17 protein-coding genes are annotated in these 21,289 nt (G+C 66.8%); 12 read left to right on the top strand and 5 right to left on the bottom strand.

Going from position 1 to position 21,289, the window contains the following annotated elements; genetic code table 11:
• Positions 1-633 precede the first annotated feature (633 nt).
• From OG811_RS32075 to OG811_RS32050, 6 genes are all read left to right on the top strand, one after another.
• Positions 634-1,758, top strand: coding sequence for an ABC transporter substrate-binding protein (locus OG811_RS32075; protein ID WP_406071090.1), 1,125 nt, complete (start codon positions 634-636; stop codon positions 1,756-1,758).
• Between the two features lie 70 nt (positions 1,759-1,828).
• The gene (locus OG811_RS32070) at positions 1,829-2,710 is read left to right on the top strand and encodes a branched-chain amino acid ABC transporter permease (RefSeq protein ID WP_406071089.1); all 882 of its coding nucleotides are present in this window, start codon (positions 1,829-1,831) and stop codon (positions 2,708-2,710) included.
• A gap of 49 nt (positions 2,711-2,759) precedes the next feature.
• Positions 2,760-3,632, top strand: coding sequence for a branched-chain amino acid ABC transporter permease (locus OG811_RS32065; RefSeq protein ID WP_406071087.1), 873 nt, complete (start codon positions 2,760-2,762; stop codon positions 3,630-3,632).
• Entirely contained in the window at positions 3,629-4,423 is a 795-nt protein-coding gene (locus OG811_RS32060) for an ABC transporter ATP-binding protein (protein WP_406071085.1), read from the top strand. Before OG811_RS32065 ends, OG811_RS32060 begins: the two co-directional genes overlap by 4 nt.
• A 6-nt stretch (positions 4,424-4,429) precedes the next feature.
• Positions 4,430-5,209, top strand: coding sequence for an ABC transporter ATP-binding protein (locus tag OG811_RS32055; protein WP_406071084.1), 780 nt, complete (start codon positions 4,430-4,432; stop codon positions 5,207-5,209).
• 35 nt (positions 5,210-5,244) lie between these two features.
• On the top strand, positions 5,245-6,816 hold the full coding sequence (locus OG811_RS32050) for an alpha/beta hydrolase (protein ID WP_406071082.1): 1,572 nt from the start codon (positions 5,245-5,247) through the stop codon (positions 6,814-6,816).
• A gap of 11 nt (positions 6,817-6,827) precedes the next feature.
• Here the strand turns inward: OG811_RS32050 and OG811_RS32045 are convergent, their stop codons facing one another.
• Together OG811_RS32045 and OG811_RS32040 are read right to left on the bottom strand one after the other, a co-directional pair.
• Positions 6,828-7,640, bottom strand: coding sequence for an aspartate/glutamate racemase family protein (locus OG811_RS32045; protein ID WP_406071080.1), 813 nt, complete (start codon positions 7,638-7,640; stop codon positions 6,828-6,830).
• Between the two features lie 24 nt (positions 7,641-7,664).
• A complete protein-coding gene (locus tag OG811_RS32040; RefSeq protein WP_406071078.1) occupies positions 7,665-8,585 on the bottom strand; it encodes a cyclase family protein in 921 nt (306 codons plus the stop codon).
• 122 nt (positions 8,586-8,707) lie between these two features.
• Here OG811_RS32040 and OG811_RS32035 point away from each other — a divergent pair, with 122 nt between their 5' ends.
• The 4 genes from OG811_RS32035 to OG811_RS32020 are packed head-to-tail and all read left to right on the top strand — an operon-like array spanning position 8,708 to position 13,834.
• Positions 8,708-9,652, top strand: a complete 945-nt coding sequence (locus OG811_RS32035) for a phosphoglycerate dehydrogenase (RefSeq protein ID WP_406071076.1) — start codon at positions 8,708-8,710, stop codon at positions 9,650-9,652.
• 32 nt (positions 9,653-9,684) lie between these two features.
• A complete protein-coding gene (locus OG811_RS32030; RefSeq protein WP_406071075.1) occupies positions 9,685-10,542 on the top strand; it encodes a fumarylacetoacetate hydrolase family protein in 858 nt (285 codons plus the stop codon).
• On the top strand, positions 10,539-12,161 hold the full coding sequence (locus OG811_RS32025) for an FAD-dependent oxidoreductase (RefSeq protein ID WP_406071074.1): 1,623 nt from the start codon (positions 10,539-10,541) through the stop codon (positions 12,159-12,161). The genes OG811_RS32030 and OG811_RS32025 overlap by 4 nt, the downstream gene beginning before the upstream one ends.
• A 2-nt stretch (positions 12,162-12,163) precedes the next feature.
• Positions 12,164-13,834: a class I adenylate-forming enzyme family protein gene (locus tag OG811_RS32020; RefSeq protein WP_406071072.1), complete on the top strand. Its 1,671-nt coding sequence runs from the start codon at positions 12,164-12,166 to the stop codon at positions 13,832-13,834.
• A gap of 65 nt (positions 13,835-13,899) precedes the next feature.
• On the opposite strand, the gene OG811_RS32015 is transcribed toward OG811_RS32020, so the two are convergent.
• The 3 genes from OG811_RS32015 to OG811_RS32005 form a co-directional block, all read right to left on the bottom strand.
• Positions 13,900-14,667: an IclR family transcriptional regulator gene (locus tag OG811_RS32015; protein WP_406071071.1), complete on the bottom strand. Its 768-nt coding sequence runs from the start codon at positions 14,665-14,667 to the stop codon at positions 13,900-13,902.
• Positions 14,668-15,196: 529 nt separating this feature from the next.
• Positions 15,197-16,426, bottom strand: a complete 1,230-nt coding sequence (locus OG811_RS32010; RefSeq protein WP_406068478.1) for an ISAs1 family transposase — start codon at positions 16,424-16,426, stop codon at positions 15,197-15,199.
• A gap of 113 nt (positions 16,427-16,539) precedes the next feature.
• Positions 16,540-17,829 (bottom strand): IS701 family transposase, encoded by a 1,290-nt coding sequence (locus tag OG811_RS32005; RefSeq protein WP_406075998.1) that lies wholly within the window; start codon positions 17,827-17,829, stop codon positions 16,540-16,542.
• A gap of 542 nt (positions 17,830-18,371) precedes the next feature.
• On the opposite strand from OG811_RS32005, the gene OG811_RS32000 reads away from it, so the two are divergent.
• Both OG811_RS32000 and OG811_RS31995 read left to right on the top strand, forming a co-directional pair.
• Positions 18,372-19,535, top strand: a complete 1,164-nt coding sequence (locus tag OG811_RS32000) for an IS110 family transposase (RefSeq protein ID WP_406071070.1) — start codon at positions 18,372-18,374, stop codon at positions 19,533-19,535.
• 74 nt (positions 19,536-19,609) lie between these two features.
• Complete coding sequence (locus tag OG811_RS31995) at positions 19,610-21,280, top strand: ISAzo13 family transposase (protein WP_406071068.1); 1,671 nt, start codon at positions 19,610-19,612, stop codon at positions 21,278-21,280.
• The last annotated feature ends 9 nt before the right edge of the window (positions 21,281-21,289 follow it).

Here is a 21,289-nt window from a genome sequence, read left to right as displayed (position 1 = left end):
CTCCTTGGTCCGGATACCGGACCCAGTTCCGTAGTGCGTGACATGGGACATCTTGGGTGGAGGCCCGACCAGCGTCAAGGGGCGCGTCTTTCGTGCCCCGGGCGCGGACGTGTGCGTCACCCCGACCCGGCCATCGCCGGGTGCGGAAATGTTCGGCGTCAACGGCCTGGGATGATCAAGTTCGTGGACGCGGTGCGGAAGGTCTGAGGGCGGGGTCTCCGCGGTGCACGTCCGGTACGCGTGCCGGTGGTCGCCGGAAATCCTGACCTCGGAGATGTTGACCGGCATCGCAGGTCCCGCTAGCGTCACCGTAATCCGTACCACGGTCCGGCATCCGAATCACCGAGAAGTGGCTGCGAGACCCGCAGGCGCCGGATGCCGGTAAGAAACGAGACGATCTCTTCATCGGCTTAGGTCGAGGGCCGGGCAACCCCACGGCGCCTGACGCTCACAGCGGCGAAGGCCGCGCACCCGACCCGAGGGTGCGCGCCCTAGCGCCATGGCCCCGCATGCCGAGCAGACCGGCAGTAGACGACACTCGAGCAAGGAGTTTCAGTGCGCCGCACGAGGACAACTCATCGCCCCTCGACGCGGGGCCGGAGTTCGCTCCGCCTCGCTCTGGCACCCATCGTCGTGACCGTCGTGGCGCTGTCCGCCGGTTGCGCAAAGAGCACCACGACGGGGTCAGGTGATGGAAGTTCGGCCCGCATCGGCATCATCGTCGCCGAGACGGGACCGTTGGCCGGTGCCGGCCGATCCTGGGTGCAGGGTGCGGCGATCGCGGCCAACCACGTCAACGACCAGGGCCTGATCGGCTCCGGCCGGAAGATCGAACTCGTCAAGAAGGAAGGCTCGGAGGATCCAGCCAAGTCCGCAGGTGTCGCCGCGCAACTGGCGGCTGACAAGAGCATCCTCGGACTGGCATGCTGCATCCTCAGCCCCGTGGCGGGAGCGGTGAAGCCCATCGCGATCGCGCAGAAGGTTCCCCTCGACATCTGGGGTGCGACCGAGCCGAACATGGCGCAGCTGCCGTACGTCATCCGGACGACGACCATGCCGCACCCCGCCAACGAGGTCATCGGCAAGGCCGTCGCCGAGAAGAAGGGTCTGAAGTCGGCCGCGTACAGCGTCATGACCGATAACGCCGGCATCGTCTCCCAGGCGGTGGCCTTTAAGAAGGGCCTCGAATCGGCCGGCGTCAGCGACCTGGGTCAGGTCGGGATCCTGGCGAAGCAGACCGACTTCACGAGCGCTGCCGCGCAGCTGATTCAGAAGAACCCGAATTCGATCGTTGTCGCCGCCACGCAGTCTGAGGCAGTCGGGATGATCGCAGCCCTCCACGACAAGGGCTACAAGGGCCAGATCATCACGGGCGAGACCGTGGTCGGTACTGGGGTGTTCAAGTCGCAGCCGGACGCGCTCGACAAGGTCCCGTTCCCGGTGTACTACCTCGCCAGCGAGGCGAATGCCCAGGGCAAGAAGTTCGCCGACGACTACAAGAAGCAGTATGGGGCCGACCCCGACGACTTCGCGGCGCAGGGCTATAACGCGATCTGGACGATGGCGGTCGGCTTGAAGGCCGCCGGTGACAAGCCGACCAGGGAGAGCCTCACCAAGGCGTTAGGTGACCTGAAGTCGGTGGACAACACGATCTACGGGACGGTCACCTTCGACGGCGGTCAGCTCGACGCGAGTGAGGGCGTCAAGATCGTCAGCTACACAAAGCCGAACGGCGAAATCCAGCCGTGGAACGGCTGAACTGACAACTCGCCGACGCTCGGGGCCGTCGTCCGCGGCGGCCCGAGCACCGTTATGAGAGAGGAGCGAGATGCTGTTCGTCGAGCAACTGGTGAACGGGATCTCCGTCGGCGCGATATACGCTCTGTTCGCGGTCGGCTTCGGCATCGTCTTCTCGACGATGCAGATCCTGAACCTGGCGCAAGGTGTCTATGCCACGTACGGCGCGATCATCGCGTACTTCGCCGTCACCGCGGCGAACCTTCCGTACTGGCTGGCGTGCGTCGTCGGGGTCCTGTCCGCCGGCCTGGTCGCAGTGTTCGTCGACCAGGTGGCGTTTGAACCGCTCCGGCGCCGAGGGGTGCAGATGCTGGGGGCGGTCATCGCGAGCGTGGCGATGTGGATCGCGCTCCGGGAGGTCATGAGCATCGCCACCGACGCGACCCCGGTCGGCTTCCCGCCGGACAAGTCACCGCGCGGGCTGATCAACGTGGGCAGCATCAGCATCCTCCACACCCAGTTGATCGCGGTGGTGTGTGCGGCCGCCGTCATCACCGCCGTGTACCTCCTGCTCCACCGCACGAATGTCGGGGCGGCGATTCGTGCCGTCGGCTACGAGAAGCGTTCGGCGGAGATCGCGGGCATCTCGCCGCGCGCGATGATCGTCGGGGCCGCGATGTTGTCCGGTGCTGTCACTGGACTGGCGGGAATCCTGCTCGCCAGCGGGCACAGCTTCAACTTCACGGTCGGTGATCACCTGCTGCTCCAGGGCTTCGCCGCCGTGGTGATCGGTGGCTTCGGCGATGTTCGCGGTAGCGCCCTCGGTGGGCTGTTCATCGGGGTCGTGCAGACCCTTTCGGCTTCCTACATCTCCGCGTCGTATCAGGACGCGATCACGTTCGGACTCGTGCTCGTCGTCCTCCTCTGGAGACCGCAGGGTCTCCTCCGTATAGCGACCGTTGTGAGGGCGTGACGAAATGAATGCCGACCTCGTTCTTCTCCAGAGCGCCACACTGTTTGTGATGGCAGGGGCGGTCCTCGCGCTGAGCACGTACGTCACCCTGTGGGCAGGCCTGCTGAGCTTCGCGACCGTCAGCTTCGCCGCGATCGGGGCCTTCACATCGACCTGGGTGCTCACCAACACCGAGCTTGGAGTGGTCACGGCGCTCCTTGCCGGGGTGGTAGCCGCAGCTGTGGTCGGGCTCATCGCCGGGCGGCTGTTCCTGCGCCTGTCGAGCCACTGGCTCGCCCTGGCGACCGTCGCCCTCGTGCTGATCACCCGGGTCTTCGTGGTCAACCTCGGGGACCACACGGGCGGCTCGGCCGGTGAGGTCGTCCCCGCAGCGCTGACGCCGTGGCAGATGGCGCTGCTCCTGGTCGTCGTGAGCGCGGTGCTGTTCCTGCTGAAGCGGTCGAAGTTCGGCGCCGCGGCGGACGCGACCCGGGAGGACCCGAACGTCGCTGCCGCTCTCGGCATCCCGGTCGGCCGGGTGCACGTCCTCGCCTTCGGCCTCAGCGGGGCGATAGGTGCGGTGGGCGGTGTCATGTTGGCCTCTCGACTGTCGTTCATCGACCCGGATACGTTCTACGTCGACCTGTCGATGACGGTGCTCGCGAGCGTCGTCCTGGGCGGTGCCTACCACTGGTCCGGCTCGGTCATCGGCGCCGCGGTCTTCACCGGCCTACCCATCTATATCAGCCAGTACATCGGCGAGGGCCAGGCGATCATCAATGGGCTTCTTCTGCTCGCGATCATCATCTGGCTGCCCGACGGGCTGATCGACCCGATCCGGTGGCGGCGGATTCAGGCGAAACGACGGCGACCCGAGGGGTCTGCGGGGGTCGGCGACGGGCGCAGCCCGTCGGAGTTGACGGATGTGGGGGCAGCGCAATGAGCACCGACGTTCATCCCGAGCGCGCGACGAAACACGACGTCGCCGCGCAGTTGGAGAACATCTCGAAGAACTTCGGCGGACTGCAGGTGCTAAGGTCTGTGACCTTTTCGGTGCCGCGCTCGACGATCTTCGGAGTCGCCGGGCCGAACGGCGCGGGCAAGACGACGCTGCTGAATCTCATGACTGGCTTCGGCAAGACCAGCGGCGGTCGCATGGCGATCGGCGACGTGGATGCGACGAATTTCGACGCGCTGCGGATCAGCAAGCTCGGCGTCGCCCGGACGTTCCAGAACATCCGGCTGTTTCGTGGCCTGACGGTACGGGAACAGGTCGCGGCCGGCAGCTACCGGCATCGTCGTGCCAGCATGCTTGGCAGCATGCTGGGGCTGCCGGCCGAGTGGAAGGACCGTCGAGAGGTCCGCCAGCTCGCCGACGAGATGCTCGACTTCGTCGGTCTTTCGGCGGTCGCCGACCGGTTGGCCGAGACTCTCTCCTACGGCGACCAGCGCAGGCTAGAGATCGCACGTGCGCTGGCGACCCGGCCGCAGCTGCTCCTCCTAGACGAGCCGACGGCCGGCATGAACGACGCCGACTGGCTGCCCATCGCGCAGCTGCTCGCGAAGCTGCGCGACGAAGGGCTGACCGTGATCGTGGTCGAGCACAACATGCGGCTGTTGGAGAAGTGCTGCGACCGGGTGGCGGTCATCGCGGCCGGCACTGTGATCGCGGAGGACGAGCCGGTGACCTGCCTTCGCCTGCCCGACGTACGCCGCGCCTACTTCGGAAGGTGAAACTCTATGGCCCCGATCCTTACCGTCGAAGATCTGTCTGTTCGCTACGGCACAATCCCGGCTGTCACCGACCTGTCGTTTAGGGTTGAGGAAGGCTCCCTCACCGCTCTGCTGGGCGCGAATGGCGCCGGCAAGTCCACGACTCTGAACACGATCGCTGGTCTCCTGCGACCCGTAGGCGGCCGTGTGACGTTCGCGGGGGAGGACATCACCCGAACAGCCGCCTTCCGCGTCAGCCGCCGCGGCCTGGCGCTGGTGCCGGAGGGTCGGATGGTGGTCGCCCCGCTGACCGTCGAGGAGAATCTGGAGCTCAGCTCGTTCGCTCGCGGCAGGCGGCGCACCGCAGTGATGCAGGACGTGTGGGATCTGTTCCCACGGCTGCACGAGCGCCGCAACCAGGTCGCCGGCCTGATGAGCGGCGGCGAGCAGCAGATGCTGGCGATCGCACGCGCCCTGATGACTAAGCCTTCGATGCTGCTCCTCGACGAGCCGTCGATGGGGCTGTCGCCCGCGCTCGTGGACGTCGTGTTCGGGGCGATCAAACAGATCCACGCGTCCGGCGTGAGCATCCTGCTCGTCGAGCAGAACGCCGCCATCGCCCTGCCCATCGCCGAATTCGCCTATCTGATCCATCGCGGGGACATCATCTCAGCGGGGTCGCCAGCGGAGCTGGAGAAGGACCCGGACATGGTTGCCCGGCACCTCGGCCTCGACCCGGCCGTGGTGGCGCCCGAGTTCGAACAACTCCTGGTGGATTCAGAATCGACACCCACCGAACGGCTGTGACCAGCGGCCGTATCGCGATCGGAGTAGGGAGCCTGATGCCCAGCCCACACTACGTCACCACAAGCGGTGGCCAGCTCAGGATCTGGATCGACGGCGAGGGTCCGACGCTTGTCGCGGTGGCGGGCCTGACGCGGGCGGCCTCCTTTCAGGCGTCCGAGTTGCGTCGCGCTCTGCCGTCCTGGCGGGTCATCGTCGTGGAGCCCCCGGGGGTCGGCGGGTCCGCGCGCGTTGCGCCGGCATCCGTCGAGCTCTCGGCCAACCTGATAGCCGAGAGCCTGGCGTTTCTCGACAACCAGTTCGCGCTGCTGTCCTTCGAGCTGTCGTGCGCGCTCGTGCCGAGCCTCCTTGAGCGGCTGGCGCCGGCGTCCACGGTGCTGGTCAACGCTGACGCCGCACGGGGCTGGGTCCAGACCCGTACCGCGCCGCCCGGCTTGAGCCCGCGAGCCGACGGAGCGCACCTGAACGCCCTGTGGTCGTTCCTGCGCGATCGCCGGCTGCTTCGCCCGGACGAACCGACGTTGCCGGTGACCGCAGGGGATCCGCTTCCGAGCGTTGCCGACTTGAGCGTCAGCTTCATTGACGCGGTCACCGCGCCGGAGACATGGGCAGCGTGTTGGCGAATGTGCAGCGAGAAGCTGGTACCCGCGCTGGACGCCATGGCCGCGCTGCCGCGCGCCAACGCACTGTCCGAGATTCCCGACCTGCTGGCGGCGGCGCCGCAACCGTCCGCGGCCGCTCCGCCGCCTACCGCGCCCCTGCCCGGAACCAAGGTGTGGCACGAATACCGAGACACCACCGTCGGCCGGGTCCATCTGCGGCGGGCCGGCTCGTCAGGACCACCGGTGCTGGTGCTTCCGACAGGGGGCGGGTCGTCGGCCCAGTTCGCCCCGGTCATCTCCGGTCTCGCGGAGGGCCGCACCGTGGTCGGCGTTGACTACTTCGGCAACGGCCTGTCGGACGCGCTCGACCGGACGCCGACGGTTGCGACGCTCGCCGATGACGCGTTCGCGGTAGCGGACGCCCTCGGGTGGGACACATTCGACGTCTGGGGGTCCCACACCGGCGCCTGCGCCGCGCTGGAGATGGCCATTTCGCGCCCGGAGCGGATTCGTAAGGCCGTCCTCGAGGCACCGGTGATGGTCACACCCGATTTCCGGGACGACCTGCTCACGAACTACTTCCCCGGCTTCTCTCCGGACAAGTTCGGCCTGCACCTGCAGCACATCTGGCACTGGCGGCGGGACATGTTCATGTTCTGGCCGTGGTACCGCGTGGACTACTCTGCTACGCGCGCGATCGGCGTGCCGTCAGCCGACGAGCTGCACCTGTACGCCGTCGGCATTCTGGAAAGCGGTATCACGTACGGCGGCGCGTACCGGGCCGCGTTCGCCTACAACACCCAGGATCGATTGCCGCAGCTGCGTGTTCCCGCGATCCTGACCGCAGGCCCGAACGACATGCTCGCCAACGCGCTCGAGGACGCTGCGGCGCTCGTCCCGGACGGACTGCTGCGGACCGTCCCGACCCCGACCACCATCTGGTGGCCAGACCCGAACCCGGGGGCTGCGGCCGTCACGCTCAAGGTGTACCAGGACTTCCTGGGGTGACCGCTGGACGGTCAGTCGGCGAGAGTCGCTGCCGCGGCGGCTCGGAGCGCGCGTACGCCGGCCGGATCCGGCCTCGCAGCTTCGCCGGCCCGGCTGACCGACAGGCCGGTCGTTCTGCGCAGTTGTACGAGCGACTCCGCGTGGGTCAACATGATCGCGAGCGAGTCGACGACCGGGACGTCGTCGACCGCGGTTACGCCCTGCCGCACGAGTGAGGTGTTCAGCAACGACTCACAGGGCACGACGACGTCGGCGCCGGCGGCGATGACCTTGCGCGCTGCGGTCTGGAACGACCGCCTCATCGCGCCCGGTTCGCTGAACTCGGCGTCGACGTCGTGTTCGTTTACCGCCGTCTCAAGCGCCACGATTGCGGCGACGCGACCGCTGAGCCCGTAGTGCCGGACGCGGTCGGCGACCAGTTCGACGTTCGCGGGACCGATACCGACGAGCCCGAGTCGCGCGCCCACGGAGCACGACAGCAGCACGGTCGACTCGCACATCGACACCACGGGAATGTCGACGACGCTACGCGCCTCGTGCAGCGCAGGGTCGTGGAAACAGGTGATAGCGACCGCGTCGTAACCCTCGGCCTCGGCTCGGGTCACGCCGTCGACTATCTGCAGGTTGGCGAGGTAATGACACCACGGATTCGCCAGCACGTCGATGGGCGCCGCCCCACTCGGGTAGGTACCCGCCCGCATGCCGTGGAGATCAACGACCGTGCTGGGGCGCGTGACCCTGCGGGCGTGCTCGGAGAGCATCGCCCGGTACGCCGGGAGGTGGTCAAGCTCGCTGATGCTCTGGTGCCAGATCCGGACCGACATGTGCAACCCCTATCCGTGACTGACTTAGAGGACCGCAACCGGGGCCAAGGGACTCCCCGTGCCCCTGGGCAGCCGAAGCGGCGCGGCTACCAGCATGAACTCGTTGGTCTGCCGGGCGGCCAGTTCGTCGGCCAGGTCCTCGAGCGCGAGGTTGTGCAGCAGGTGGACGCCCAGGTGCACCAGGGCGAGGACATGGATCGGCAGGCGATTCTCGTCGACGGCGGGGAAGTTGTCCGCCGAGCCGTCGGTGCCGAGCAGACCGACGTCAAGCTCGGAGATGACCCGCATCGCGTCGTGGTGCAGTCCGGAGATACGGCCGAACTTCTCGGTGGCGCTTCGACCCTCGTCCGCCCCCCGGGCGCGACCCGTGCGTATGATCAGGGCGTCGCCGGGATGTACGTCCGGCGCGGCGGCGCGCAGGTCCGCCTCGGTCACGGGCTCACCGTTCGGCAGGTGGTCGATTCCGCGCAGCCGGGGGACGTCGACGAGCACCCCGCGCGTAACCACCGGTCCGGCCACGAGAATGTCGCACGCCGACGCCCCGGACTCGTCCACCATTTCGGTGAATCTGCGCCCGTTGTATCCGACTCCGCCGAACCCGATATGGCAGATCGCGTCCATGTGGGTGTTGTCCAGGCCGTGGCACTGGACGTGAATCTGGTCGCTGGCAGCCTGAACGTCGCCGCCGGCGTTCGACCCCCAGGCCGTGACCATCTCGTGCTTGACCGCACGGTCCAGGCCCTGCGGGTAGTAGGGCGGCGCGTTGACGTCCAGCGGCTGGCCCAGGCTGATCACGGTGCCGGTGCGGACTGCGGCCCTCGCCCGGAGGACGTTGTCCGCCGTGACGAGGTTTAGTGTCCCGCGTTCGTCGCCGTCGCCCCACCGCCCCCAGTTTGGACGCACGCCCAACCGTTCGCCTTCTGCCCTGACCGTCTCGGCGGTCATCTCCTCGTGCATGCTGCGGCCCGCCCCTAGGATCGTTGGTTCGGATTACGGACTCTGTTGCGCTCTCCGGTACGGATGCTACGCTGCGGCCCACCCACAGGGAAGAGAAGGGTTGCGCCTGCATGACAGCGAGTCCCGCTACCAACAGGGTGATTTCCAGCTCGCCGACTTTCGGGCGCTACTCCGAGGAGCCACTGGAACTGCTGCGCGCTGCGGGGTGCTCCGTGCAACTGATCGATCGTGGCGACACCCACGCCCTGATGCAGGCGTTGCCGGACGCGACTGCGTGGATCGCCGGGTTTGAGCCGGTGGATGAAACCACTTTGGCCCATGCGCCCAACATCAAGGTCGTCGCCAAGTGTGGTGCGGGCATGGACAACTTCGACCTGCGGTACCTCAAGGAACGCGGCATAGCGACGGTGAACGTCCCAGGTGGCAATGCGCGCCCCGTCGCCGAGTACACAGTCGGGCAAATCGTAGCGCTGGCTCGCGGCATTTTGGCGAACGACCAGTCCGTGCGGGCGGGGAAGTGGGGGCCCACCATCGGACGGGGCCTCGACGGACGCACGCTGGGCATCGTGGGTTTCGGGGCGATCGGCCAAGAGGTCGCGAAGCTCGCCACCGTGTTCGGGATGTCCGTCATCGTCACCGACCCGCTCGTCGGTCAGGCAGCGCTGGACGCGCACTCGGTCCAGGCGGTCGCGCTCGACGAGCTGTTGGAAAAGGCCGACGTCGTATCCATCCATGTGCCATTAGCGGAGACGACCCGGAACCTGATCGGTGAGGCGGAGCTAGCCATGATGGCGCCGCACGCCCTGCTGATAAACAACAGCCGCGGCGGGATCCTCGATGAGCGGGCACTGGCTGCGGCATTGACAGCGGGCACGATCGCGGGTGCCGCGCTCGACGTGTTCGAGCAGGAACCGCTGCCGAAGGACAGCCCCTTGCTGTCTGTGCCTCGCCTCGTCTTGTCGTCGCACACCGCCGGGTACTCGGATTCCGCGCTTGCAGTGGTCACACGGCGGTGCGCTGAGTCCGTATTGGAGACGCTCAAGGCCACGCACTAGCCGAGCCAGCTCGTACCAGTCGAGGAGCAACGATGAGGATCGCCCGGATCGACGGCGCGGGCCGAGCGGAGTTCGTTTTCACCGACGATCACCGCAGTGGCTGGGTAACGGCGAGTGCCCTGGGTGTCGACATCCGCGCACTGGATGACATTGTCGACCGGCTTTCCGACATCCGTGAACGGATGTCGGTGACGGATCCGGACCGGAACAATCGGGTCGGCCTGCTGGCACCCGTGGAGAGGCCGGGCAAGATCCTCGCGGTCGGGCTGAACTACCTGAAACACATCGAGGAGGTTGGCAAGGCCACACCGCCGGTGCCCTTGATCTTCGCGAAGTACCCCAGCGCCGTCACGGGACCTCACGACGTCATCGAGCTGAATCCTGGCGTCACTGCCGAGGTTGACTACGAATGTGAGCTCGCGGTCGTCATCGGCGCGCAGGCCCGAAGGGTCGATCCGGCACAGGCACTAAATCATGTGCTCGGCTACTGCGTGGCGAACGACGTGTCGGCTCGGGATGTGCAGCGTGGCGAGTCCCAGATATCACGCTCGAAGGGCCTCGACACGTTCTGTCCGGTCGGGCCCTGGATTACGACAGCGGACGAGGTCGCCGACCCACACCAGCTGGACATCCGAACGACGGTCAACGGTGAGATCAGGCAGGACTCGAACACCGAAGACATGCTCTTCGACGTTCCGTTTCTCATCGCGTACCTGTCGCAGACGATGACGCTGCACCCGGGAGACGTGATCCTGACTGGGACACCGCCCGGCGTTGGTTCAGGCATGAAACCACCCATCTACTTGCAGGAGAACGACGTGGTGAGATGCGAAATCGAAGCGCTTGGGTACATAGAGAACCGTGTCGTCACGCCGATGGTGACACGATGAGTGGGCGTAAACCGGTCTACGACGTTGTGTGCATCGGCGGGGGACTGGGCGGACTGGCCGGCGCGTTACGTGCGCACGATCTCGGTGCGCGTGTCCTCGTCCTGGAGCGCTCGTCGATGGTCGGCGGCGTAGCCGCATACAGTGGCGGCTTCTGCTGGGTTGGCGCGAACCACCTCGACACGTCTGGTTCGGACTCCCTTGAGCGGACCGAGGAGTATCTCGACTACGTGCAAGGCGCCGGGCGACCCGTCGACCGTCAGGCGCGCCGGGCCTACCTCGAGTCGTCCATCCGTGCGACGAGGTGGTTCGCAGAGGCCGGCGTGCCGCTGTCCTTGATTCGAAACGCCCCAGACCTGTACCACCCGTCCCCAGGCTCGACCGAGCAGGGGCGCCTCATCGAGGCCGCGGTCCATGGTGCTGAATTGGGCGAATGGCGGCAGCATCTGCGCCCGAGCGCGTACTACCGAACCGGCATCACCCGCGACGAGATCTACCACGAGCTCGAAGGTGACGTCGGCGCGCGGCTTGCGCTTGCTGAGGAACGTCGGGATGCGGACTTCCTGACGCACGGCGTCGGACTGGTCGCCGGATTCGCCCGGGAAGCGCTCGCCAGACGAGGCGTCGAGTGCTGGTTGGAGCACCGCGTCACCGCCCTCCGCACAGAGAGCGATCGCGTCGTCGGGGTCGTCGCGGAGGGACCGGACGGTCCGGTCGAGATCACCGTGGTCAAGGGCGTGCTCATCGCCGTCGGCGGGTACGGGAACTCCGCTGACGCCGCCGAACTCGAGGACGTACCCGAACTCGTCGAAGCTGCCCCGCCCGTCGTCGCCGGCGACGGCCTCACCCTCGGCCAGTCGGTCGGCGCCACGGTGGTCCGCGGTGCTGATCCCTTCGTGGTCCTCGGAGCCCGCTTCGAGAACCAGGCTCATCCCGGCACCGATGTACCCATGTTCACCCAGTTGCTCGAGTACCTCGGCTTCCCCCACTCGCTGATCGTGAACCGCGACGGGATGCGCTTCGGTGACGAGAGCTACTACGGGGCGCTGATCCGCGGCCTGCGCAGCTTCGACACGCGCAAGAAGCGCTGGGCGAACTACCCGTGCTGGCTGGTGTTCGACGAGAACTACCACAAGCGTTACCCCCTCGGCCCCTACCTTCCTGGTTCCACCTACCCGGAGGAGGTCCTGAAGTTCGACACGCTCGACGAGCTTGCGGACAAGGTCGGAATTTCGAAAGAGGGCTTGGCCGTGACGGTCGAGCGCTTCAACGGCTTCGCCGCGACAGGTGAGGACCCAGACTTCGGCCGTGGCTCACTGCCCTTCGCTCGCCGCGCGTACGGCGATCCAAATTACGACAACCCGAATCTCGGCCCGATCGTCGAACCGCCGTTTTACGCCCTCCAGCTGACGGTGCTCGGTGTTGGGCTGTGCTCTCTCGGCCTCGCGATCGATGAGCATGCGCGGGTGCAGCGGCGAGACGGCAGCATCATCCCCGGGCTGTACGCCACCGGAAACGCCGCGGCGACGCGCGAGTTGAAGGGATACGTCACCGGCCTGGCAAACGCGCGCAACTACACGTACGCGTTCAACGCGGTAAACGACATGTACGGAGTTGACTGACCGTGGAAGAGAACAACGCTTGGTCGCGCGTTTGGCACCCACTGTATCCACAGGGCGTCCCGGCGATGATCGACCTCCCGGCACCCACCATCCTGTCGATGTTCGAGGAGCGGCTCGAGGCGGATCCCGAGGCCCCTTCGCTGCACTATTTCGGTCGTACGATAACTCGCTGTGAGGTCGCCGAGCTCACTGATGTGCTCGCCGGCGGCCTGCGGGAACGTGGCGTCGCTCCCGGCGACCGAGTAGCCATCGCGCTGCAGAACACCCCGGTGTTCGTGATCTGCGCGCTGGCGGCATGGAAGGCGGACGCGACGGTTGTACCCGTGAATCCGATGCTGCGTACCCGCGAGTTGTCGCAAGTCGTCGACGACTCCGGCTGCGTCGTGCTGGTAGCCGACCCTGCGATGCGAGACATCGTCGAGTCCGTGCGTACCGGGGCGGCGCGGCTCCGGCATGTTCTCTGGTCGCACCCGGCGGATCTGTCGGGGGGCATGCCGGGGAACTGGGCCCCAGCGCCCGAAGGGCTCAGCGGAGACGAGTCGGTCCTGTCGATTCTGGACTCAGGCGGCCGGCCGCTTGAGCCGTGCGAGCTGACCCGGGACCTGGCGCTTCTCACGTATACCTCCGGCACAACGGGGCCTTCGAAGGGCGCGATGAACCGCCACCAAGGCCTGGTATACGAGGCGGTTGCCGGTCGCGCGTGGTTCGGTCTCGGCAGTGACGACGTGGTCCTGGCGATAGCACCGCTGTTCCACATCACGGGCCTCGGCGTGCACCTGGCGCTGGCCCTCGGTAACGGAATCCCGTTGGTGCTCACCCATCGCTTCGACCCGCGTGTGGTCGCCGCGCTCACGGCACGGTACCGGCCCACGTTCACGGTGGGTGCGCTCACCGCGTTCATCTCGCTGTTGGACGAGGAGACAGCCGACGCGACGACGATGGCTTCGCTCAGGAATGTCCACAGTGGAGGTGCACCGGTCTCGGCGTCGGTCGTGCGGCGCTACGAAGAGGCGTACGGCGTCTACGTGCACAACATCTACGGGCTGACGGAGACCACCTCGGCCTGCATCGGGGTCCCGCTCGGTCAGCAGGCTCCGGTCGACGACGCCTCCGGGGCGGTGTCGATCGGTGTGCCGCTACCAGGGACGGACGTCCGGATCGTGGACGAGCAAGGAGAAGTGCTTGCCCCGGGCGAGCTGGGTGAGATCTGCGTGCACGGCCCGCAGGTGGTCGAAGGCTACTGGCAGCGCCCCGTCGAGAGCGCGAAGGCCATCCGCGGCGGCTGGCTCCACACCGGGGACGTCGGGTTTATGGACAAGCAGGGGTGGATCTTCATCGTCGACCGCAAGAAGGACATGATCGTCGTAAGCGGGTACAAGGTCTGGCCTCGGGAGGTTGAGGACGTCCTGTACGAGCACCCGGCGGTCCAGGAAGCGGCCGTCGTCGGTGTGCCTGACTCGTACCGGGGCGAGACGGTCCACGCCTACGTCACCGTCCGGCCTGGTGAATCGGTCTCCGCGGGTGAGCTGGAAGCGCACTGCCGCGACCGGCTGTCGGCGTACAAATGCCCCCGGGCCTTCCGGGTGGTCTCGGAGTTGCCGAAGACCCCGACTGGGAAGATCCTGCGACGGACCTTGCGTGATGAGGCTGCCAGTAGGGGGCGCGGTCGATGATTCCGCACGCATGAGCACGCGGCTCTGACGGTCTGCGGGAGACCCGGACGTACGGTGGCGGCCGGTCAGGAGTTCATGCGGGCGGAAAGCGCCTTCGCGGACGCGGCGACCCGGTCGACGACCTGTGACAGGAGCGGATCGGTGAAACGGCTGGCGGGTCCGCCCACGCTGAGGGATGCGATTGGCGCACCGGCGGCGTCGAGTATGGGGGCCGCGACGGCGGCTACGTCATCGATGTAATCCTCGATGCTCACCGAATAGCCGAGGTTCCGGACTTCTGCGTATTTGGCCCTGAGGGCCGCTTTCTCCACCGTCGTTGCCGGAGTCAGCCGCACCCGGTCTGCCGTCAGCACTTCCTCTTCAATGGGTGGAGAGAAGGCGGCGATGACGACCGGCCCAGCGGCTACGTGGTACGGCAGGACCGTGCCGACAGTAACTCCGTGCACACGCACCGGATTGCGCCCGACGACCGCCTCAATCGTCACGGCGCCCTGCGGTCCGGGCACCATGAGGAAGGCGGTGTCGCCGAACTCCTCTGCCAACTGCCGCATGAATGGCAGGGCCTCATTCCGCAGGTCCAGGTCCGCCCGTGCGATGGCGCCCAGCAAAAGCACCCGCATTCCCACCCGGTAGCCGCCCGAGGGGCAGCGCGTCAGCCAGCCAACTGACACCATCGTCTGCAGGAGTCGGTACGCCGTCGTTTTGTTGTAGCCGGTCTCCTTGATGAAGTCCCCAAGGAAGACTTCGCGTCGATCGTTCGAAAAGACATCGAGAAGTCTTGACGCCTTGATGATTGACCCGACGATGTTCTTGGGGTTGGTATCCAGCTCCACGACGAGAGCGTAGCGCATCGCGAACCAAGTCCCGGAATCCGGGTCAGCGGAGAGATGTCGGCGGCATACGGCCTCAGCAGAGTCGTGTGAGGAAGCCACGAGGTGGGCCAAGGTCCGGGGGCGGTCACGTCGACCACGCCACTCGTGAAGGTCCGGCTCTCATGGCTGTGATTGATTCGTGGGTGACGCGAGTGTGATCCTCGTTTGACTGAGGTCTATGCGAGCGGGGGAGGCGCGACTGGCGATCGACTGCGGCAACGCGAGCACGACCGCAGTGGTGGCGTGGCCTGACGGCACCTGGCTGCCGCTGATGTTCGACGGTGAGCCCGCCCTGCTAGTAGCGCTTTGTTAGGTTGGTACCAGTTGGTGGCAGAGTGGGCAGAATCCGAGCCAGGTCGCGAGTTGGTACTGCAGTTCGCGGAGGACGGCGTAGAGGCTCAGGTCTGCCCTGTTGCTTTTGGGTCTGCGAGCCGTAACTGGGTGAGGAATAGTTGGGCGGCTGCGGTAAGGGTGACGTGGCGGTGCAGGGCTATTGCGTAGTGGGGTTGCCCCTGGTCAAGGCAGGATTGCTGGTGGTCACGGCGTCGATCAGGTCGTGTGGGCGGTGGTTGGCGCGTCGGGTGGCTTCGGCGATGTTCGTGGCGCCGTTTGTGCGGTGGTAACCGATCGAGGTGTTACGGAGTGTCGCGAAGACGGCGGGGCCGTTGCCCGTCCGGGCTTGGTGAGCGTCTTCACGTAGTGTCACATCTCTGACGTAATGCAGGCGGTTCTCGATGTGCCATTCAGACCGCGCCCAGGTGCCGAGGTCGGCGGGTTGAGCCTGCTCGGCGGGCAGGGACACGGTCAGGTATGCCGCTTCGCGGCTGGTGTTGCCCTTGATCGTGCGGGTCCGGGTGATTCGGACGGCCTGCTGCGCGTGGGGAAACGCCATCTCGCCGGGAGTGGCCACGGTGACGGTTTTGACGGTGCGGGTTTCCTTGCGGCCGTGGCCGGTCTCGAGGGTCTGGGAACCGATCGGGATCTGCGCCCACGGAAGGGATTTGAGCTGGTTGTGCAGGGTCGGCTGGTTCCCCTTGACCGTGACCATCAGGTGCCCGCCGTCGGCTGCGAGGAGTTCCGCGTGCCCGGTCTGGGCGTGCAGCGCGTCCGCGACGACCAGGACGTCTTGCAACGATCCCAACTGGGCGGCGACCAGACGCATCAGCGGAGTGAACGCCGGGATCTCATTGGACTTCGCGTCGATCCGCACCTGGGCGAGCACGACACCAGTGGAGGTGTCGTACGCCGACAGCAGATGAACTTGCCGCCCGTCAGCGAGCCGGGCGCCCCGTTCGACCTTGCCGTCGACGGCGATCACGAGCCGCCACCGCCGCCCGGCCATGGTGACCGGCGCTGTTCGGGCCAACAGCCACCGGGCCAGCACCCGTGAGAGCACATCGGCGTCGATGCGGATCAGCAGCCGCCACACCGTCGTGGCCGCCGGTACCCGGTCGCTGAAACCGAGCCGATCCCAGACCTCCTGGTCCTGATTACGCACCCAATCGGTCACCGACGCGAACGTGCACGCCCCGGCCAGCACCGCGCAGACCGCCACCGCCAGGATGCTCACCAGCGAGTAACGGCAGCCACGCGGATCACGCGGGTCAGGGATCGTGGACAACACCTCGAACAAGCCCTGACGATCACCTTCAGTGACCACGGCGGGGAGTGTGCCGGTGGGTCGGTGCGGGAGCAGGATCTCGGTGGGTGATGATGACATCGGCGGGTGCGGTCCTTCTTCTGGGTCATGTGGTCTTCGCAAACACCATGATCACCAACGGGTACCCGTCCTACATGGACCCACCCTCGACCGGTCCCACATCAAACCCCAGCTCAAACACCCTTCAACCGACTACGCAATAGCCCTGCGTGGCGGTGCCAGCCGAACCAGGAGCGGCCTTCGAAGTGGTCGAGTCCGAGGGCGGTCTTGAGTTCGCGGTAGTCGTGCTCGATGCGCCAGCGGCTCTTGGCCAGGCGGGCCAGTTCGGCAAGTGGTGTGTCGGTGGGCAGGTCGGACAGCCAGTAGTCGGTGGGTTCGTCCTGGCCGGGTGGCCATTGCACGAGCAACCAGCACTCGGGTAGGACTCCGTCGTCACCACAGTAGGGTCTACGTTGGACCGTGCGGCCCGCTGGCCGGACCCGCAGGGCGAGGAAGTGCCCGGCCAGCTCGCGGGTGGGCTGGCCGGGGGCACGATCGGCGGTGGCGATCCGGTCGCGCCAGGGCACCAGTCGTGTCGCGTGCGGGCCTTGGGTCAGAGCGATGGTCTTGAGGCTGCGGGCGGGTTGCGGGTATCTCGGGGTGGGGTGCTTGCCGACCCCGGCGTATGGGACCTCGACGGGTTGGGCGTCGCCGGGCTGGGCGGTGGTCGACGAGGTGGTCGCCACGATGTAGCCGATGCCGCGATCGGTCAGGCCTTGGCGGAACTCCGCGACCTGCCCGTAGCCGGCGTCGGCAGTCAGCAGCGGCGGACGCAGGCCCCAACCGGCCAACTCGTCGAGCATTTCGAGGGCCATCATCCACTTCGGCCGGTACCGTTCGCCTTCGGGCAGTTTCGATGCTGCCCGCCGGCTGCGGATCTGGTCGATCTGCTCGGCGTGCGGCGGCCGCAGGCGGGCGTGCGGCTTCTTCGTTCCGGCCGCATCGCGGGTCACGGGTTCCTGGCGCAGTCTGCGGGCGTGCGGGTTGGTGATCTTCCCATCGGGGCCGGGGACGCAGGTCTCGTCCCAGGACTCGGGCACGAACAGCCGCCAGTCCAGCACCGCCGACGCGGTGTCGGTCGCGGCGTGGACACTCACGGCGATCTGGCAGTTCGCGACCTTACCGAGTGTGCCGGAGTACTGCCTGGCCACACACGCCGAGGCGTTGCCGTCCTTCGGAAACCCGGTGTCGTCCACCACCCACACCTGCGGGCCGACCACGTCGACAGCGGCCGTGGCCGACCGTCGCCGCACATCGGTGACGTCCCAGGTCGACGACGTCAGGAACTGCTGCAACTGCTGGTGATCCACCCCGAGGCGCTGCGCCATCGGTTGCATCGACTTCCTCCGGCCGTCCAGCATCAGCCCTCGCAGATACCGCAACCCGGTCGCTCGCTGATCCGACCGCGGCAACCCCGCGAACAACCCGGCCGCGAAGTCATCGGCGCTTGTTCGCCTTTTCTCGCTGCACCAGTGCTCATGACGGCGCCCCGCCGGGTCGCTCCGACGTTGCACGCCGCGCAGCCAAACCGCACGCTCCGCGACGGCGCGCATCATCACCCTGGCATACCGAGCCTTCGATTGCCTCGCGGGGTAGGTTGCCGGGCCACAGCACTGAGTCGTCGCCGCGCTGGGTCGCGGCTCATCGACCTCGATTCCAGATTCAATCCGATCAAACCGCCTCGCAAGAACGCCACACCCGGCGCTCCGCTCACATGATCAAGTGCAGTCAACTCGGCTACTTAGAGACTTTCCGCAGGATCGATGTCCGGCCAGACTCGGTCCAGGTGCTCGGCGAGACGCTCCCACATTGCGGCTGCCCACCGGTGTCATTGGTGTGGCTCTCTCATGGCCTGCGGTCTCGCCGGGCACCGCGCGAGGAGAGGCTGAAAAGGGGTTTGTTCTGCTCGAAGTAGCGGTGCCCTCCTTGCTGACAACTCATCGAGTTCAGTCAAGAGGAGGCGCCGATGTCGGTGATCATCGGGATGGACCCGCACAAGCGCTCAGCAACCATCGAGGTTGTCGACGAACGCGCCCGGGTGCTCGCAGTGGGCAGGTACGGCACCGACAAGACCGGCTACGCGCAGATGCTCGCCGCGGGCCGCAAGTACACCGATCGGGTGTGGGCGGTCGAGGGGTGCAACGGCATCGGCAAGCACATCGCCCACCGACTGGTGCATGACGGTGAGACGGTCATGGACGTGCCGGCGAAGCTGTCGGCTCAGGTGCGGGTGTTCGCCACTGGCAACGGCCGCAAGACCGACCCGGTGGATGCGCACTCGGTGGCGATGGTGGCACTGCGTTCGCCGAACCTGGTGCAGGTCCAGCTCGACCCGGACCTGCAGGTGATGGGGATGCTGGTCGACCGTCGCGACGAGCTTGGCCGGGCACGGACGCAGACCGTCAACCGGCTGCACCGGCTGCTGCTGGAACTTTTCCCAGGCGGGGCAAAGCAGTTCCTGTCCGCCCGGCAGGCACGTGCGCTGATCGCGACCATCAAACCCCGCGACATCGTGGGCAAGACCAGACGCCGCCTCGCCGTCGAGCTCATCGGTGAACTTGAGAGCATCGACAAGAAGATCAAGGCTGCGGAGAAGGGCCTCAAGGAACTGGTGATCGCCCGCGGCTCCACCCTGATGGACCTGCACGGCATTGGCCCGTCAGGTGCAGCCCGGCTGCTGGCAGACGTCGGCGACATCCGCCGCTTCGCCGACCGCAACCGGTTCGCGTCCTGGAACGGCACCGCCCCGCTCGACGCCTCCTCCGGCGACCAGAAGCGTCACCGGCTCTCCCGCGCCGGCAACCGGCGGATCAACCGGACACTGCACATCATGGCCGTGGTCCAGCTGCGCAACCGCACCGAAGGCCGCGCCTACTTCGACACGAAGAAAGCCGCCGGGAAGACTTCCATGGAAGCCATGCGCGCCCTGAAACGGCGACTGTCCAACGTCGTCTACGCCCGCATGCACGCAGACCAACAACGACGGCAGGCGGCGGATCCGGGAGAGCCCTCGGGGACGACTCTGCAATCCAGCGTGACCGACCTGACCCCGGACATCGGCCCTTCGGACAAGCCACTTCCCGGACCCGCCACCACCCAGCCTAAACCCGCCCTCCGAGCGGTGTCTTGACACAAAGGGGTGCCTACTTAGGGATTGCAGAGAAATAACCCGTAGCTTCCCGTGATGCAGTTCGTTGCTGTGGTATGGGTGTCATGGTGGAAGCCGGTGGGGTGTTGGCAGGAAAGTTCCAGGCGGTTTTCCCGCATCTGGATGAGCGGCAGCGTCGGTTGTTGATGGGCGCTGAGGCCCGGGCGTTGGGGCATGGCGGGATCCGTGCGGTGGCTCGGGCGGCCGGGGTCCGGGAGGCCACTGTGTCGTTGGGTGTCGATGAGCTGGACTCGGGTGCGGCGCCGTTGGGTCGGGTCCGCCGGCGCGGCGGCGGCCGGAAACGTCTGTCCGAGCTGGATGTTGGGTTGCTGCCGGCGATGCTGGCTCTGGTGGAGCCCGACGAGCGGGGCGACCCGATGTCGCCGCTGCGGTGGACGACGAAGTCGACCCGCAACCTTGCCGACGAGTTGACTCGACAGGGTCACCGGGTCGGCGCGGACACCGTCGGCGACCTGCTCCGGGCGGAAGGCTTCAGCCTGCAGGGCAACACCAAGACCGTCGAGGGCAAGCAGCATCCGGACCGCGACGGGCAGTTCCGCTACCTCAACGAGCAGGTCAAAGGTCATCAGGGCAGCGCCGATCCGGTGATCAGCGTGGACACCAAGAAAAAAGAATTGGTCGGCCAGTACGCCAACGACGGTCGGCAGTGGCGACCGGCAGGCGAGCCGGTCGCGGTGAAGACCCATGACTTTCCCGACAAGGAGTTGGGCAAGGCGGTGCCGTACGGCGTCTACGACCTAACCGCTGACGCGGGTTGGGTGAATGTGGGCACCGACCATGACACCGCCGCGTTCGCAGTGGAGTCGATCCGACGCTGGTGGAACGCGGCCGGCCGCAGCGACTACCCGCACGCCCGCCGTCTGCTGATCACCGCCGATGCGGGCGGCTCGAACGGCTACCGCACCCGTGCCTGGAAGGCAGAACTGGCCGCCCTCACGGTGCAGACCGGGCTGCAGATCACCGTATGCCACTTTCCGCCCGGCACCTCGAAATGGAACAAGATCGAGCACCGATTGTTCTCTCACATCACCATGAACTGGCGAGGTCGACCGCTGTCCAGCCACGAGGTCATCGTGCAGACCATCGCCACCACCACCACCCGCACCGGCCTACGCGTACACGCCGAACTCGACACCAACGACTACGAGACCGCAGTACGCATCAGCGACCGACAGTTCGACGCCCTGCCCGTCACCCGCCACGACTGGCACGGCGACTGGAACTACACCCTCCGGCCCGAGGCATACGAGCAGGTAAACCCGTTCGACCAGCCCAGCCCCGACTTGACCTGGCTCCGTCACCCAGCCCTGACCGGCCTACCAGCACCCGACTGGGACACCCTGATCACCACGCTGATGACACTGCACGACGAGCAGCGGGAAACGAGCCTGGACAAGCGACGCGGTCACCGCCCCAGGCTCACCGCCCCTGGCACGGGCCGCCGGCCCGTGCTCACCCTCGCCGACCGGCTCCTGGCCACCCTCATCCACCAACGCCTCGGCCTGCCGCAGACCGCCGTTGCCGTCCTGCTCAGCGTCCGACCCGAAACGATCAACCGGCATATCCGTCAGATCCGCCAACTCCTGCAACAGGCCGGGCACACCATCCAGCCCAGCCCACACCAACTCGCCAACCTCGACGACCTCTACAACCTCGCCACAGCAGAAGACATCCCCAACCCACCAGAGATCAAGACGGCGTGTTAATCCTCTGCA

Origin of the sequence: Micromonospora sp. NBC_01638 (assembly GCF_045209745.1) — a bacterium.
Classification (GTDB): Bacteria; Actinomycetota; Actinomycetes; order Mycobacteriales; family Micromonosporaceae; genus Micromonospora.
This window is presented reverse-complemented; position numbering and strand designations above follow the sequence as displayed.